Annotated in this window: 12 protein-coding genes, 1 tRNA gene and 1 pseudogene; 9 read left to right on the top strand and 5 right to left on the bottom strand. The window is 66.6% G+C overall.

Features of this window, described 5'->3' with window-relative positions:
• Positions 1–67: 67 nt before the first annotated feature.
• Positions 68–421 (top strand): sulfate permease, encoded by a 354-nt coding sequence (locus tag Q1K09_RS05590; RefSeq protein WP_300343895.1) that lies wholly within the window; start codon positions 68–70, stop codon positions 419–421.
• A 338-nt stretch (positions 422–759) separates the two neighbouring features.
• Here the strand turns inward: Q1K09_RS05590 and Q1K09_RS05585 are convergent, their stop codons facing one another.
• Entirely contained in the window at positions 760–2,562 is a 1,803-nt protein-coding gene (locus tag Q1K09_RS05585) for an ABC-F family ATP-binding cassette domain-containing protein (RefSeq protein ID WP_300343894.1), read from the bottom strand.
• A 134-nt stretch (positions 2,563–2,696) separates the two neighbouring features.
• Positions 2,697–3,155 (bottom strand): annotated as a pseudogene (locus Q1K09_RS05580) (ATP-binding cassette domain-containing protein); the annotation flags it as partial.
• Between the two features lie 190 nt (positions 3,156–3,345).
• On the opposite strand from Q1K09_RS05580, the gene Q1K09_RS05575 reads away from it, so the two are divergent.
• Positions 3,346–4,659 (top strand): serine/threonine-protein kinase, encoded by a 1,314-nt coding sequence (locus Q1K09_RS05575; protein WP_300343893.1) that lies wholly within the window; start codon positions 3,346–3,348, stop codon positions 4,657–4,659.
• Here Q1K09_RS05575 and Q1K09_RS05570 read toward each other — a convergent pair.
• On the bottom strand, positions 4,656–6,935 hold the full coding sequence (locus Q1K09_RS05570; protein WP_300343892.1) for a VWA domain-containing protein: 2,280 nt from the start codon (positions 6,933–6,935) through the stop codon (positions 4,656–4,658). The genes Q1K09_RS05575 and Q1K09_RS05570 overlap by 4 nt on opposite strands.
• Positions 6,936–7,000: 65 nt before the next feature.
• The gene (locus tag Q1K09_RS05565) at positions 7,001–8,359 is read right to left on the bottom strand and encodes a hypothetical protein (protein ID WP_300343891.1); all 1,359 of its coding nucleotides are present in this window, start codon (positions 8,357–8,359) and stop codon (positions 7,001–7,003) included.
• A 314-nt stretch (positions 8,360–8,673) separates the two neighbouring features.
• Here Q1K09_RS05565 and Q1K09_RS05560 point away from each other — a divergent pair, with 314 nt between their 5' ends.
• The 6 genes from Q1K09_RS05560 to pth all read left to right on the top strand — a co-directional run bounded on the left by Q1K09_RS05560 (position 8,674) and on the right by pth (position 13,261).
• Positions 8,674–9,204, top strand: a complete 531-nt coding sequence (locus Q1K09_RS05560) for a DNA-binding protein (protein WP_300343890.1) — start codon at positions 8,674–8,676, stop codon at positions 9,202–9,204.
• A 32-nt stretch (positions 9,205–9,236) separates the two neighbouring features.
• Positions 9,237–9,308 (top strand) — tRNA-Gln (locus Q1K09_RS05555).
• 31 nt (positions 9,309–9,339) lie between these two features.
• Positions 9,340–10,815 carry a bifunctional UDP-N-acetylglucosamine diphosphorylase/glucosamine-1-phosphate N-acetyltransferase GlmU gene (gene glmU, locus Q1K09_RS05550; RefSeq protein ID WP_300343889.1) on the top strand — a complete coding sequence of 492 codons (1,476 nt, stop codon included), beginning with the start codon at positions 9,340–9,342 and terminating at the stop codon, positions 10,813–10,815.
• A gap of 29 nt (positions 10,816–10,844) precedes the next feature.
• Positions 10,845–11,825 carry a ribose-phosphate diphosphokinase gene (locus Q1K09_RS05545; RefSeq protein WP_300343888.1) on the top strand — a complete coding sequence of 327 codons (981 nt, stop codon included), beginning with the start codon at positions 10,845–10,847 and terminating at the stop codon, positions 11,823–11,825.
• A gap of 185 nt (positions 11,826–12,010) precedes the next feature.
• Positions 12,011–12,655, top strand: a complete 645-nt coding sequence (locus Q1K09_RS05540) for a 50S ribosomal protein L25/general stress protein Ctc (protein WP_300343887.1) — start codon at positions 12,011–12,013, stop codon at positions 12,653–12,655.
• 27 nt (positions 12,656–12,682) lie between these two features.
• Positions 12,683–13,261 carry an aminoacyl-tRNA hydrolase gene (gene pth, locus Q1K09_RS05535; RefSeq protein WP_300343886.1) on the top strand — a complete coding sequence of 193 codons (579 nt, stop codon included), beginning with the start codon at positions 12,683–12,685 and terminating at the stop codon, positions 13,259–13,261.
• A gap of 15 nt (positions 13,262–13,276) precedes the next feature.
• Here the strand turns inward: pth and Q1K09_RS05530 are convergent, their stop codons facing one another.
• Positions 13,277–13,777: a DUF2505 domain-containing protein gene (locus Q1K09_RS05530; protein WP_300343885.1), complete on the bottom strand. Its 501-nt coding sequence runs from the start codon at positions 13,775–13,777 to the stop codon at positions 13,277–13,279.
• A gap of 138 nt (positions 13,778–13,915) precedes the next feature.
• On the opposite strand from Q1K09_RS05530, the gene Q1K09_RS05525 reads away from it, so the two are divergent.
• Positions 13,916–15,118: a calcium/sodium antiporter gene (locus Q1K09_RS05525; protein WP_366909043.1), complete on the top strand. Its 1,203-nt coding sequence runs from the start codon at positions 13,916–13,918 to the stop codon at positions 15,116–15,118.
• Positions 15,119–15,183: the final 65 nt, after the last annotated feature.

The following is a 15,183-nucleotide window of genomic DNA, read 5'->3' as shown; positions in this document are numbered from 1 at the left end:
TCTGGGCCGTCCCTTCGGGACACTCCACACGTACTGCCTCACCACAGTTGCGTGCTTGGAGGCCGTCATGTTCCGACTCATCTGGATCGCCAGCATCCACATCCGCTACTTCATGCGCCGATCAATGCCCACCAACGTGGTGCTCGACAAGGTCCGCACCCGTAAAGGGCTCAAATGGGGTGTGCCGGCGATGCTGCTCGCGATCCCGTACCTCTACATCGCCAGCTTGCTGGCCATCATCGTCCGCGACGGCGGCCCCGGCTGGCTCAACATCTTCATACTCGTCGCGCTCTGGTCCGCGCTCAAGATGCTCTGGATCGGCCCCATCAGCCTGCTCCTGCTCGCCCGCACCCGTATCCACGAGCACACCCAGCGCAGAGATGAACGCCGCGCCCACCACGCGTCGATAGTCACGGCGTAAGGGGGGCGCGCGATGGGCAAGTACGTGAAGAAGACCAATCGACGCCGGCAAGAAGACCGGCACCTCTCAGTCAGAGCGGTGCATCGTGATCCTCCCGACCTGCACAAGCTCTCCGAGGCCCTGATCCGCCTCACCCTGCAAGACATGGGGGAATCACGAGCCAGGAGACCAGCCGAGGAGACTCCCGAGACCTACCGAGAACCGACAGTGCCCGAGACGACGAGCGAGAACGAGGAAACGCGCCAACCTGACTAACCGCTGACCCCGCACTACGTGAGTTCGCGCCTGCCCTCGGTACCGGCAGGCGCGAACTGCTGTCTCAGCGGGAGCCTTCCGTGTCAGGCGATCGATTCGGACAGTTCCAGCCAACGTTCTTCGAGCCGGGTGATCTCGCCCTCTGCGTCGCGGAGCTCATCGGTGTGACGCTGGAGGCCCTCGTAGTCGCTTTGATCGTGCTCTGCCAGACGCTGATGGATGCCCTTGATGGTTCCTGTCAGCTTGTCCATGCGGCGTTCGATCGCGCCGATCTCCTTCTGCACAGCCCGACGTTGGGCGCCGGACAACTCCGAGGACAACGTGGTCTTCTCGTTGGTGTTCTGGGCGCTCATCGGAGAAGGGGTGATGGCCTGATGCTCCTGCTCGTTGCGCAACTGCAGATACTCATCCACCCCTCCCGGGACGTGCCGCAGCTTGCCATCGAGGATGGCGTACTGCTGGTCGGTGACGCGCTCCAGCAGGTAGCGGTCGTGGGAGACCACGATCAACGTTCCCGGCCAGGAGTCCAGTAGATCCTCCAACGCCGCAAGCATGTCAGCATCAACGTCATTCGTCGGCTCGTCTAGGGCAAGGAGATTCGGTTCGCTCAGCAACAGCATTAGCAGCTGCAATCGGCGCTTCTGCCCGCCGGAGAGGTCATCGACTCGCGCCGAGAGATGCTCGCGGGCGAAACCCAGCCGTTCCAGCAGCTGCGCCGGAGTGAGGTCTTTGCCGTCGATGGTGAACGTCGTCTTGGTGCGGGCCAGTACCTCGCGCACCCGGTCACCGCCGATGTCGGCGAGTTGGGAGAACTGCTGATCGAGGATGCCGACCTGCACCGTCTTGCCGCGCTTGACCCGCCCCTCGGTCGGTTCGAGAGTGCCGCAGATCAATCCCAGCAGCGTCGACTTCCCAGCCCCGTTCGCCCCGAGAATGCCGGTGCGCTCGCCGGGGGCGATCCGCCATGTCACGTCATCAAGGACCTTCCGGTCCCCGAAGCTCACGCTCACGTCTTCGAGGTCCACGACCTGCTTGCCTTGCCGTGCCACCGCGACCCGCTGCAGCTCGATGGGATTACGTACCGGCGGCACATCAGCGATCAGCGCATTGGCCGCGTCGATGCGGAACTTCGGCTTCGACGTACGCGCCGGAGCTCCTCGCCGCAGCCAGGCCAGTTCCTTGCGCATCAGATTCTGCCGCTTCTGCTCGGTAGCGGCGTTGATCCGGTCACGCTCGACCCGCTGCAACACATACGCGGCATAGCCGCCCTCGAACGGCTCGACGGTGCCGTCGTGCACTTCCCAGGTCTCGGTGCAGACCTCATCAAGGAACCAGCGATCGTGCGTGATGACCAGCAGCCCACCAGAGCCTTTCGGCCAGCGCTTCTTCATGTGCTCGGCAAGCCAGGCGATGCCCTCCACATCAAGATGGTTCGTCGGCTCGTCCAGAGCGATGAGTTCGTAGTCACCGACCAGCAACGCGGCGAGCGCCACGCGCCGGCGTTGTCCACCGCTGAGCCGACCGACCACGGCATCCCACGGGATGTCCGAGACGAGTCCGCCGATCACGTCTCGGATGCGCGAGTCGCCGGCCCACTCGTGCTCCGGCGCATCGCCGACGATCGAATGCCCCACCGTGGCCTCGGGGTCGAGGTCGTCGCTCTGGTCCAGTACGCCCATGCGCACCCCACCGCGCCGCGTCACCCGACCCGCCTGCGGCTCGATCCGCCCGGAGAGCATCCCGAGCAGACTCGACTTGCCGTCGCCATTACGGCCGACGATCCCGATCCGGTCGCCTTCCTCGACCCCGACCGAGAGCGAATCGAACACCACCCGCGTCGGATACTCCAGCCGGAGCCCTTCGGCGCCCAGAAGAGGCGTAGCCATCAGCACCCCACCTTCCCGATCGGCGTAGCGAGACCCGGTGCGCAGGCACGCCCCACACGAGCCCGATGCCGAGCACCGGAGCATGACGTCTGCCCACCACGACGGTAGAATCGAGGCGTCCGGAAAGTACAACCCATCGAATTCCTGGGTTCATCGAGCATGATCACCTCATGCTGGCCCATCAGCAGCCGCGCCAGGGCGACGCGCCGCCGCTGCCCGCCGGAGAGCTCACCGACCGGCTGCTCCCAGTCCAGGCCGCCCAGCAGGCCCTGGGCGACGTCGCGCATCCACGGCTGGGAGGCCCATTCGTGGTCAGCGGCTCCGCCCACCACGGCCTCGCGCAGGCTCAGCTGATGGTCCAGGATGTCCTGCTGGTCGAGGAACCCCACCGAGACCCCGCCGCGCCAGGTGACCCGGCCTGAGTCAGGCTCGGCTCGGCCTGCCAGCAGCCGCATCAGCGTGGACTTGCCGTCACCGTTGCGTCCCACGAAGCCGATTCGATCGCCGGCGTCCACGCCGAGGGTGACATTGTCCAGGACAGTGCGTGTGCCGTAGGTGATGGAGAGCCCCTCGGCCCCGAGCAGATGCGCCATAGGTATCTATCTCACCATGGAATCGGCCGAGGCTGCGATCCGCAGGTAGCCTGGGCGGCTGTGAGAATCTCTCCAGTCACACGTGCCGTAGCCATCCTGCTGATCGTCCTGCTCTTCGCCGGGGTCGGTTTCAGCCTGCTGGGCCCGATGGGAGCCTGAGTTCGCCTCCGGGCGTATAGGGTAAAGCCCAGTGGGTGACGTATTCGCGGGACGGTACGAGCTGGTGGATCCCCTGGGGGAGGGCGGCGCCGGCGTGGTCTGGCGCGTCTGGGACTTCAAACATGGCCGCTACTGTGCGGCCAAAGTGCTCCGCCAGGTGGATGCGGCCTCACTGCTGCGGTTCATGCGCGAGCAGTCCTTCCGCCTGGACCACCCCCATGTGCTGGCTCCCACCGGCTGGGCCGGTGAGGACGATAAGGTACTGTTCACCATGCCGATAGTCCGCGGCGGGTCAGTGGCCACACTGGTCAACGATTTCGGTCCGCTGCCGGCGCGGCTGAGTGCCGTGCTGCTGGATCAGCTGCTGGCCGCGTTGGAGGCCATCCATGCCGAAGGCATAGTGCACCGTGACGTCAAGCCGGCCAATCTGCTGCTGGATGCCACCGGACGCAACTATCCGCAGCTGTGGCTGGGGGACTTCGGCATCGCCGCCGGGGACGACGCTCCGCGGCTGACTCAGGGGCCCTTTTCCATGGGCACCCCCGGATATGTGGCTCCGGAGTGCCTGAACCAGGGCTGGCAGCCCGATGCACGCGCGGATCTGTATGCGGCAGGCATGTGCGCCCTGGAGATGCTAACCGGGCTCACTCCGGAGGCCGACGCCGATGTGCGGCAGCAGCTCTCTGCCGCCCAGCCCAGCGAACCGGTGCCCCCAGAGCTGGCCGCTGTTGTGGCGGACCTGGGCCACGCGGCGATCGCCGAACGCTGCGCCAGCGCGGAGGCGGCCCGGAAGCAGCTGCGCGCGACCGGCCTGCTGAACTCCCAGGGACCGGAGGCGGTGCTCGGTGAGGTGGAGATCTTCGACCACATACCTGAACTTCCTGAGGGGTGGGGGCCCGACGGCCCAGCCGCAGCCCACGCTCCCGGACGCCCCACAGCCTCAACGGTGCCCGCGGGCTCCGGGCCGCCGACCCCGAGGCCGCAGCACCAGCCTGCTGCCGGCGCCCAGACCGGATCCGAACGCGCCGAGCGGCCAGGGGCGACCGACCGGACCGAGCTGCTGCAGCACCGACCCGAGCCGACCGCCGCAGTCGCTCAGCACCCGGGTACGCCTGCCCCGCGCCCCCAGGCGCAGCCGGTCCCGCCCCTGTCTGCCCCGCAGACCGAACCGCAGCACGCTTCTGCGCAGCCGCCTCCCGGCCAGGCTGCGAACCCCCGCTCAGCGCCGCGGGCTGCAGACGGCCACGCCCCGTCCCGCAGGGGACAGGGCGTGGCGATCGCGATGATTCTGATAGGGACGGGCGTGGTGTTCCTCGCCGTCACCCTCTACCTGGCGCTGGGCTAGGAATCGCGCCGGCTGGATTTCATCAGGTAGCCCAGGAACAGTCCGCCGCCGGCCAGCAGCAGCAGGCCGAGGGCGCCCAGTCCCACCAGGACGCCGGTGGAGGATCCCAGACCGCTGGTCTGCTCAGCGGCGACCGGCTCGCCGGTCTCGTCCTGCCCGTCTTCATCCGGGTCGGAGCCCTGCTCCTCGGCGTCGGTTCCGTCATCCGGCTCCGTGCTCTGTGCAGGGTCGGCAGCGTCCTCATCGTCCTCCTGGTCGCCGGAGGCTTCCTTGTCCTGCTCCTGCGGCGGTGCGGTCGGCTCCTCAGCTGCCAGGGCATCCTCGTCCGGATAGTCGGGAGTCTCGGCATCCAGGACCTCAAAGGAGTCCACCGTCAGTCGGTACGGCATGGCGAAGCTGACATTGTCCTCAGACGGGTCGGCACTGAGCACCACGAAGTAGTCTCCGGCGATGCTGGCGCTGGAGGGACCGCTGCTGAGGGTGTCGTAGCGGTTGGGCCACCAGATGGGGTGGCTGAAGCGGTGAAGAGTCGTGGCATTCTGCGGGTGGATCCGTTCCCGCCCGCTGCCGATCTCGGAGCCGCTGCTGGATCGGTTATCCGTGGCGGAGCCGCGATAGGGGCTGAGAATGTCGACGTGCACATTGGTGTAGTTGCTGGAGAGGTGCTCACTCAGTGTGCTGTCGGGTTCGGGGAAGAAGGCCTCCACCTGGATCTGCTCGTTCCAGTCCCCGGGGAGCCTGTAGACCTGCACCTCGCCGGGGAGGATATCGGTGTCATAGGTCTCCCCGGCCTCCAGCGGTGTGGCGTTGTTCAGTGAGGAGCCGGCATAGATGGTGTCGTCGTTCTCCCGGTCACGCTCCATCTCGATCCAGCCGAAGTCCTCATCGTCCCAAGGGAGTCCATTGCTGTCGTAGTCGTTGTAGTAGTCCTCCCCGTTGATCGGGTCCGACTCCTCCTCAACCACCAACTCGAAAGGCTGGCCCAGGATCTCATCGCCCTCACCGTATCGGCCGCCGGAGTGGATGGCCAGCAGCAGCTCCTCATCCTCGCCGCATCCTGCGTCCAGGTGTTCGGAGTCGTAGTACGGGGTGGCCGCCACCTGTGCGGTGCGGAACAGATTGGCTCCCGAGGAGCCCCACCAGTCCACCCGGCTGCGGCCGCAGGTGCGATTATCCCCCATGGTCAGCAGCTCAATCTCGGCCTGATCCCAGTGCTCTTCGCTGTCGTTGTAGGTTGCCAGGCCCACATGCAGGGTGGAGTTCTCCATGGTGCGCGGCACCCGGTAGTACATGGTCTCGTACTCGAAGGTGCCCACATACTGCTCACCGGGCTGCAGAGGCGGGGCGTTGTCCTGGTTGCTGCCCGGCTCCACCTCCTTCCCGTGAAGGCTGAAGGGCTGGAAGGCCCGATAGGAGAGCCGCTCCAGCGTATGGGTCAGGGTCTCTGCATCAGTGGCGTCGTGGTATTCGCCGCCGCCGGCCTCGGCGATGCACTGCAGCTGTTCGCGGGCTTCAGCAGCCTCGCTGTCTTCGATCTGGAATCCCACGGTATGGATGGCGACGTCGATTCCCTGCTCGGCGATAGCCTCGGCAGCTTCGCAGGGGTCCGGGGCGCAGTTCTCCTCACCGTCGGAGACCAGCACGATGGTGCGGTTGCCTTCTTCGCTGAGGTCCCCGGCCGCCTGCTCCAGGGCATAGGCCAGGGGAGTTCGGCCGCCGACGGCGTCATAGGCATCGATGGCTTCGCTCAGGTCGCTGCGGTTATCGCTGCCGACTTCCACCACCAGCTCGGAGTCCTCGCAGGCCTCGGGGGCGTCGACATCGGAGACCTCGGCGGCGAAGACCCGCAGGCCCACCTGCTGGTGATCCTCCAGGGAGTCCACCACCGAGTGCAGGGCCTGCCGTGCTGCTTCGATGCGAGTGGTGTCCCCGGCGTCTTGAGCGCTCATCGATCCGGAGGCGTCCATGACCAGGACGAGCTCGCTGTCCTCCATCTCGGGAGCCTCGGAGTCCTCGCCGCTGTCCTCCTCGGAGTCAGCGGCCTCATCCTGGTCCTCGGCGTCCTCGTCGCGGTCGTCCTCGCCGGAGGCCGGCGAGTAGCTCGAGGCCAGCACCGTCTCGCTGTGCGGGGCGGTGACTGCTACCGAGGCCTGCGAAGAGGGCGCAAAGGCCCCCACCATCAGGGCGCTGAGCCCCAGCCCGGTCAGAGTTCGGGCTGAGGCCGGCAGCAGGGCAGATCGTCGGGTCAAGGGTTCGTCATCGCGGTGGTGCTGCATGAGTTTCTCCTCACAGGTGTATTTGCGGGTGCAAATTTACTAAGTTGCGAAAGCAAAGTCAAGGGTCAGTCTGTGCGGCGCATAACCCGCACCAGGAACAGGCCGCCGGCGGCGATCAGCAGAAGGCCGAAAGCGCCGAGGCTCAGTGCGATCCCCGCCGCCGTCGAGATTCCTCCGGTCTGCTCCGCATCCACTGAGCCCGCCTCGGCGGAGCCCGAGTCGCCCGAGGGCGGCTGCAGGATGTCCTGCTCATACATCGGCTCCGGGGTCTCGGCAGTGGTAAAGGTATCAGCTGTGAGCCGGTAGGGGATGGCGAAGCCTTCTTCATCGTCCTCCAGCGGCTCGGCGGCCACCATGATGAAGTGCTCCCCGCTGGTGGAGGCGTTCCGGGCCTCAGCATGGGGCCGGTCCATGTATCGCCCGCTCCAGGTGACCGGGTAGGTCTGCGCGGTCAGCGTGGTGGCCCGAGTGTCATCGATGCGGCTTGAGAGGTTCTGCTCGCTGGGCGCGGCGCTGCTGTCCGGGGTGGCCGAACCGCGGTAGGGGCTGATGATGCCGACGTGGGCGTCGGTCCAGCTGCCCAGACTCTCGGAGAGCTCGCTGCTGGGCTCAGGGAAGAAGGCCTGCGCCTGGATCTGCTCGTTCCACCCGGCCTCGATGCGGTAGATGTGCACCTGCCCCGGTTCAATGCTGGTGTCATAGGTGGTGCCCTTCTCCAGCAGGGGAGCGTTGTGCAGGGAGCTGCCCGGCTCAATGGTGTTCTCCGAGTCGCGGTCCCGCTCCAGCGGCTGCCACTGCAGGCCGTCCTCCCAGCGGTCGGGGTCGAGATCCTGGCGCAGCTCGTCGACGTTGAGCGGCTCGGGCTCCTCGCCGACCACCAGCTCGTAGTCCTGGCCGATCAGCTCCTCGCCGTTGGCCTCCACGGCAAGCAGCAACTCCTCGGCGGAGCCGCAGGCCTCCACTGCCTGCCAGTGCTCGGGATCGTGCGGAGCGGTAGCGCGCACCTGTGCGGTGCGCACAAGGTTGGCGGCGGTGGAGGTGTGCCAGTCCACGGTGTCGTCATCGCAGCTTTCCCCGCTGAGGGTGCTCAGGCGCAGAGTGGCGTCGTCGTAGTGCTCCCCGGATTGGTCAAAGCTGCTGATGCCGATGTGCAGTGTGGAACCTTCCATGGTGCGGGCCACCCGGTAGTAGGCGGTCTCTTCGCCGAAGGTGCCTGTATAGCTGGCGCCGGGCTGCAGAGTGGGGGCCTCGTCCTGGTTGCTGCCGGGCTCCACAGTCTGGCCCTGCAGCGCGGAGGCTGATGCTGCCGCGGCCGGGGCGGCCAGCAGTGCTGCGGTGAGTCCCAGTGCTGCCAGGGTCTGCCGCGCGCTGGGCCGCAGTGCCCGGTGAGGTGCCGGTGATTGGATAGTGGTGGGCTGGGCCATGATTGTCCGCTCCTGGTGCCGATGAATGGCTTTGCGAGTGCAAATCTATTGGGTTGCATCTGCAAAGTCAAGCGAGGCCCGCACTTCGCCCCTCTTGGCCTTAGTATGCCCGACGGCGCGCCTGTGCGGGCTCCTTCCGGGTCCCTGGTCAGCCAGATGGCCCTGACCGGGTGTAATGCGTGGCGGCCCATTCAGCGAACCGAGCCGCATGCCGTCCAGCCGGGAGGCATCGCGGGCCGGTGGCAGCCGGCGACCCCATCCCGTAGACTTCACATACGCAAATATCAGGTCGCGGGTGCAAAGGAGTGCAGGGCATGAGTGAGACGACCCAGGCCAACCGGGAGGCCCAGCGCGCCGCCTACGGAGAACCGCTGAATGAGACGTTCGACCGCATCAAGCTCGCCTTCGGGCTGAACCAGGCGGCACTGGCCTCGGTGCTGGGACTCTCTGCCCCCATGCTTTCGCAGCTCAACAGCGGCCAGCGCATCAAGATCGGCAATCCTGCGGTGCTCAGCCGCGTGCATCAGCTCAATGACCTGGTCGAGCAGCATGTCGCCGGACAGGTGGAGCCGGAGGAGATCCCAGCGCGGCTGGAGCAGATCCGCACCTCCCGGGGGTCCTTGGGCCGGACCACGCAGCTGATGGCCGAACAGGCCTCCGATGCTGCCGTGGTGGCCGGGATCCGCAATCTGCTGCGCGCAGTGGCCTCCGGAGCGGAGCTGCGCAGCGCGGCTGAGCGGCTGTCCGAGACACACCCCCAGCTGGCCGAGGTGCTGCGGCTCTACGGCACCGGACCGGCGCACCCAGCGGTGGAGCACTACACACGGCACAAAGACCTCTTCTGAGACCGGTACCATGGACACCGCGCTACGCGTGATCCGCCATGGTGTAATCGGCAGCACACCGGTTTTTGGTACCGATAGTCTAGGTTCGAGTCCTAGTGGCGGAACGCATCAGATGATCGTCGACAGGAGCCACCCGTGACCGAGTCCGCTGCGTCGCAGTCCGGCCCCACTGCCGTCATCGTTCTCGCAGCCGGAGCCGGGACCCGCATGAAATCGCGGACTCCGAAGATCCTGCACACCCTCGGCGGGGTGTCGATGATCGGACACGCCCTGAGCACCGCACGGGCGGTGAACCCGCAGCACGTGGTGGCCGTGGTGCGCCATCAGCGGGAGAAGGTCGCCGCCCATATCGCCGAGCACGACGCCGAGGTGCTGCTGGCCGACCAGGACGAGATTCCCGGCACCGGCCGCGCGGTGGAGTGCGGCCTGCAGGCTCTGGCTGAGGCGGGATCCCCGGCGCAGACCGGAACTGTGGTGGTCACCTACGGGGATGTGCCGCTGCTGAGTCCGCAGCTGCTCAGCGAGCTGGTGGCCGAGCATGAGGGCCGCGGCAATGCGGTGACCGTACTGAGCACAGTGCTCGCCGACGCCGCCGGCTACGGTCGTATTCTGCGGCAGGGCGAGGAAGTCACCGGGATCGTGGAGCATAAGGACGCCACTGAGGAGCAGCGCCGGATCGGCGAGATCAACTCCGGCATCTACGCCTTCGACGCCCAGATGCTCAGCGCCGCTCTGGGCGAGGTGTCCACCGACAACGCCCAGGGGGAGAAGTATCTCACCGATGTGCTCAGCATCGCCCGCAGCCGCGGTGGACGCGTCTCCGCCCTGGTCACCCAGGACCGCTGGCAGGTGGAAGGAGCCAACGACCGTGTACAGCTGCAGGCGCTGGCCGCAGAGCTGAACCGGCGCACGGTCACCGCTGCGATGCGCGCCGGCACCACCGTGGTGGATCCAGCCACCACCTGGATAGACGCCACTGTCACCCTGGAGGAGGACACCACCGTCCTGCCGGGGACCCAGCTGCACGGTGTCACACACATCGGCCGCGACGCGGTGGTGGGCCCGGACACCACGTTGACCGATGTCACCGTGGGAGAGGGCGCCCAGGTGATGCGCACCCACGGTGCGGGCGCCCAGATCGGCCCCGGCAGCGTCGTCGGACCCTTCACCTATCTGCGCCCGGGCACAGTGCTGGGGGCAGACGGCAAGATCGGCGCGTTCTACGAGACCAAGAATGTCCAGATCGGACGCGGCTCCAAGCTCTCCCACCTCGGCTACGCCGGGGACGCAACGATTGGGGAGCACACCAATATCGGCTGCGGGAACATCACCGCAAACTATGACGGTGAGAACAAGCACCGCACGGTCATCGGTTCGCATGTCAGGACCAGCTCCAATACAGTGTTCGTCGCCCCGGTTGAGGTCGGCGACGGCGCCTACACGGGTGCCGGGGCTGTGGTGCGCAAGGATGTGCCGCCCGGGGCCCTGGCCCTTTCGGTGGCTCCGCAGCGCAACGCGGAGAACTGGGTGAGCAGCAAACGCCCGGGCTCAGCCTCGGCTCAGGCTGCTGAACGGGCTCAGAACAACGACGACGGCGACCGCCGGCAGTAGTCACAACACACAGTTGAGGGCAGAGACGCATGGATGAAATCAGGCAGAGCACGGAGAAGACGCTGGTGGTCGCCACTGGGCGGGCTCACCCGGAGCTGGCTCAGGAGATCGCCGATGAGCTGGGCACTGAGCTGCTGCCCCTGAGCGCCTACGACTTCGCCAACGGAGAGATCTACGTGCGCTCCTCCGAATCAGTCCGGGGCAAGGACGTCTTCCTGCTGCAGTCGCATCCGGCTCCGCTGAACAACTGGCTGATGGAGCAGCTGATCATGATCGACTCCATGAAGCGAGCCTCGGCCAAGCGCATCACAGTAGTCTCCCCGTTCTACCCCTACTCCCGTCAGGACAAGAAGGGCCGGGGCCGCGAGCCGATCTCCGCCCGACTGGTGGCCGATCTCTACAAGGCCGCCGGGGCGGACCGGATTATGAGCGTGGATCTGCACACCGACCAGATCCAGGGCTTCTTCGACGGTCCGGTCGACCATCTCTTCGGCGTCCCGCTGCTGGCCGACTACATCCGCCAGCAGGTCGCCGGCGACGAGGTCACCGTGGTCTCCCCGGACACCGGCCGGGTCCGCGTGGCTGAGCGGTGGGCCGACCGGCTGGGTGGGGTGCCGCTGGCATTCGTGCACAAGACCCGGGATCTGACCCAGCCCAATAAGGCTGAGTCCAAGCAGGTCGTCGGGGAGATCGAGGGCCGCACCTGCGTGCTGATCGATGACATGATTGACACCGGCGGCACGATTGCCGGGGCCGTGAGCATCCTCAAGGAGGCCGGGGCGAAGGACGTCATCATCGCTGCGACCCATCCGATCCTCACCGCACCGGCCACCGAGCGGCTCTCCAACTGTGGGGCGAGGGAAGTGGTGGTCACCAACACGCTGCCCATCCCTCCGGAGAAGCGCTTCGAGCAGCTCACTGTGCTCTCGATCGCACCGATCCTGGCCCGCGCGATCCGCGAGGTCTTCACCGACGGCTCGGTCACCACCCTGTTCGAAGGTCGCTCCTGAGCACCGATCGCCCGCGGTTGGGCGCCCGTGCTAGACTCGTGCGCTGTGCCCAGGCGAGGGGGCCGCGTTGGTGACGCAGCCCCGTGATCGACAGGGTGGGATCATTCCGGCGCGATCTGCGCCGTCGACTCACTCCTTCCGTCAGCCTGGCGATGAGACCGCATCACTGACGAAGGACACCTCTCATGGCAGACAAGATTCAGATTTCCGCTGAGACTCGCACTGAGTTCGGCAAGGGTTCGGCCCGCCGCGCGCGCCGGGCCGACAAGATTCCCGCCGTCATCTACGGCCACGGCGATGACCCCCGCCACGTGCTGCTGCCCGGCCACGAGACCTCCCTGGCCGTGCGCAACCCCAACGCCCTGATCACCCTGGACATCGAGGGTGAGGAGCAGCTGGTGGTGCCCAAGGACATCCAGCGCGACCCGATCAAGCCGTTCATCGTGCACCTGGACCTCCTGGCAGTCCGCAAGGGCGAGAAGATCGTGGTCGACGTACCCGTCGAGGTCGTCGGCGAGCCGGCCACAGGATTCGAGTACATGCTGGACCAGCCCACCGTCCCGGTGGAGGCCGATGCGCTCAACCTGCCGGAGTCCATCAGCATCGACATCACCGACCGCGACGAGAACGCGCTTCCGGACGCTCTGATCCTCCCCGAGGGCGCCGAGCTGGCCCTGACCGACCTGGAGTCCCCGATCGTCTCCATCTACGAGCCGCAGGAGCAGCCGCTGGAGGACGAGGACGCCGAGGCTGAGGCCGAGGGCGAAGAGGCCGCCGAGGAGGCCGAAGGCGAAGAGTCCGGTGAGGAGTCCGGCGAGGACAGCGAGTGATCCTCACCCTCGACTAGTCTGGACGCTATGGCTTCAGACACCTGGCTGATAGCGGGTCTCGGCAATCCCGGGGCCCGCTATCGCCATACTCGGCACAATATCGGGCACATGGTCCTCGATGAGCTCCTGGAACGCATGGGCGCCAGCTATACCCGCACCAAAGTGGGGGCAAAAGCCGTGGGGGCTCGGCTCTCAGCCGCCGGGCCCAAGGTGCTCTTCGCCGTCTCCGAGGGGTATATGAACCACTCGGGCAAGCCGGTGCGCGCCCTGATGGACTACTTCTCGGTGGATCCGGCTCGGCTGGTGGTGGTCCACGATGAGGTCGACCTGGACTTCGGCCGCATCAAACTCAAGCGCGGCGGGTCCGAAGGCGGGCACAACGGACTGAAGTCGATCACCCAGCACCTCGGCGGGCAGCGCGACTACCTGCGTGTCCGCGTGGGGGTGGGCCGTCCGCCCGGGGCGATGGACACCGCCGACTACGTGCTGCAGAACTTCTCCGCCGAACAGCGCGATGAGCTGCCGCAGCTGGTCGGGCGTGCCGCCGACGCCGTCGAGCTGCTGCTCACCGAAGGTCTGACGGCCGCTCAGAACAGAGTGCACTGAGCGGCCGGCGCAGCCTCACCGCGAGCTGAGGAAGGCCGAGACCTCTTTGGCCTGCAGCTCCACGAACTTGGCGATATAGGGCTCGGCGGCCGATGCCACCTTCTTGCCCACAATGGGAATCTTCACCTCGACCTCACCACGCACAGTGGCGCGGGTCTCGGTCTCACCGCGGGCATGCAGGGTCTGCGAGGCGGTGCCCTTCACCGGGGCTCCGGCGACGTCGACCACCGTCTCTGAGCGGCGCGAGCCTGAACTGTCCGGCGCACTCCAGGTGTCGGTGATGGTCACAGTCACCGTCCCCTTCAGGACCTTGCGCGCAATATCGGGAAGCCGGTCCACGCTCATCGCCTGCATACTGACAATCCTGCGGCCGCCTTCGGCCGTGGTGCTGGACTCAAAGCTCTTCAGCTGCGAGCCGACCTTGCCGGCCAGGTGCTGGTGAAACTCACGGGAGGCATAGGCCTCCACAATCGCGTCCGCGCTGTGCGGGATGACCTTCTCCGACTCAATGGCCACGAGTGCTCCTTCTGTTGGGGACGGCGGGTGCCACAGTCCATCGTAGCCCCGGGCACAGCACATGCTCCCACCTGAGACGATGTCTACTTTCGTCTAATACTTGTGCTCAGCTCGGGGTAAGCTGGGAGAGTGACACTTATGAGTCTCCTCCTGCTGATCAGCGGTTTTGTGCTCCTCGTGCTGGGAGGCGAAGCGCTGGTGCGCGGAGCGGCGTCCCTGGGGAAGACCGTAGGGCTCTCATCGCTGGTCATCGGCCTGACCGTGGTCTCCTTCGCCACCTCGGCGCCGGAGCTGGCGGTGAGCGTCGGCGCCGCTTTGAGCGGAACTCCGGGCCTAGCGGTCGGCAATGTAGTGGGCTCCAATATTGCCAATATTCTCTTCGTGCTGGGCCTCACCGCACTTTTCGGCGGACTGATGGTCAAGGTCCAGCTCATCAAAGCTGATATCCCGGTGATGATCGGCCTGTCCGTGCTGACCCTGGTGCTGGCCTTCGACGGCGACTTCTCCACCGGGGACGGTGTGCTGCTGTTCGCGATGCTGCTGGCCTACCTGGTCGGCACTCTGTGGTACGCACGGCGCCAACGCGCCCGCGGAACAGAGGCAGAGCTGGCCGTAGAAGAGGTGCTGGCCGCCAGCCCGGGCGGGCGGCTGACCTCCAGGCTGCGTGCCACCACACTGGGTTCCACCACAGTGGACCTCATACTCGTGCTGGCAGGCGTGGGCCTGCTGGTGCTGGGCGCCCGCTTCCTGGTCAGTGGGGCGACGAGCATCGCTGCCTCCCTGGGAGTCAGTGACCTGATCATCGGCCTGACCGTGGTGGCCATCGGCACCTCGCTGCCGGAGCTGGCGACCTCAGTGATCGCTGCGATCCGGGGACAGCGCGATATGGCCGTGGGCAACCTGGTGGGCTCGAATATCTTCAACCTCGGCGCAGTACTGGGCCTGACCAGCATCATCTCTCCCATCGGAATCTCAGTGGAGCCGGCCGCGGTGAACTTCGACCTGCCCGTCATGCTGGCCGTGGCACTGGTGCTGCTGCCGATGGCGTTCACCGGGCAGGCCATCGGCCAGATGGAGGGCGGCCTGCTTGCCTGCATGTATGTGGCATATGTGGTCTACCTGGTGCTCTCCGCCTCGGCCCACGATGTGCTGGAGCCCTTCAGCGCCGCCATGCTCTGGTTCGTGCTGCCGATCACCGCGCTGTGGGTCACCGCCCTGGCAGGCTACGAACTGGGCCTGCGCCGCGGGCGACCGCGGCACCAGGATGAGGAGCCGCTGGAGTACCTCAGCTCCCCGCCGACCCGCCCCACCCCGATCATTGAGCAGAAGCCCAGCCGCTAGAGAACGTTCTGCACGGCCCTGAGGAGACCGGCCGGCCGGCACAGCGTCGCTGGGCCCCTGCGGCA

The organism is Nesterenkonia sp., assembly GCF_029265375.1.
In the GTDB taxonomy this organism is placed as follows: Bacteria; Actinomycetota; Actinomycetes; order Actinomycetales; family Micrococcaceae; genus Nesterenkonia.
Note: the sequence above shows the minus strand (reverse complement) of the source record. Positions and strands in the feature narration are given on the sequence as shown.

Coding starts and splice junctions, on each gene's coding strand:
- Q1K09_RS05590 (WP_300343895.1), top strand. CDS start 68: ATGTTCCGACTCATCTGGATCGCCAGCATCCACATCCGCTACTTCATG.
- Q1K09_RS05585 (WP_300343894.1), bottom strand. CDS start 2,562: ATGGCTACGCCTCTTCTGGGCGCCGAAGGGCTCCGGCTGGAGTATCCG.
- Q1K09_RS05570 (WP_300343892.1), bottom strand. CDS start 6,935: ATGCAGCACCACCGCGATGACGAACCCTTGACCCGACGATCTGCCCTG.
- Q1K09_RS05565 (WP_300343891.1), bottom strand. CDS start 8,359: ATGGCCCAGCCCACCACTATCCAATCACCGGCACCTCACCGGGCACTG.
- Q1K09_RS05560 (WP_300343890.1), top strand. CDS start 8,674: ATGAGTGAGACGACCCAGGCCAACCGGGAGGCCCAGCGCGCCGCCTAC.
- Q1K09_RS05545 (WP_300343888.1), top strand. CDS start 10,845: ATGGATGAAATCAGGCAGAGCACGGAGAAGACGCTGGTGGTCGCCACT.
- Q1K09_RS05540 (WP_300343887.1), top strand. CDS start 12,011: ATGGCAGACAAGATTCAGATTTCCGCTGAGACTCGCACTGAGTTCGGC.
- pth (WP_300343886.1), top strand. CDS start 12,683: ATGGCTTCAGACACCTGGCTGATAGCGGGTCTCGGCAATCCCGGGGCC.
- Q1K09_RS05525 (WP_366909043.1), top strand. CDS start 13,916: ATGAGTCTCCTCCTGCTGATCAGCGGTTTTGTGCTCCTCGTGCTGGGA.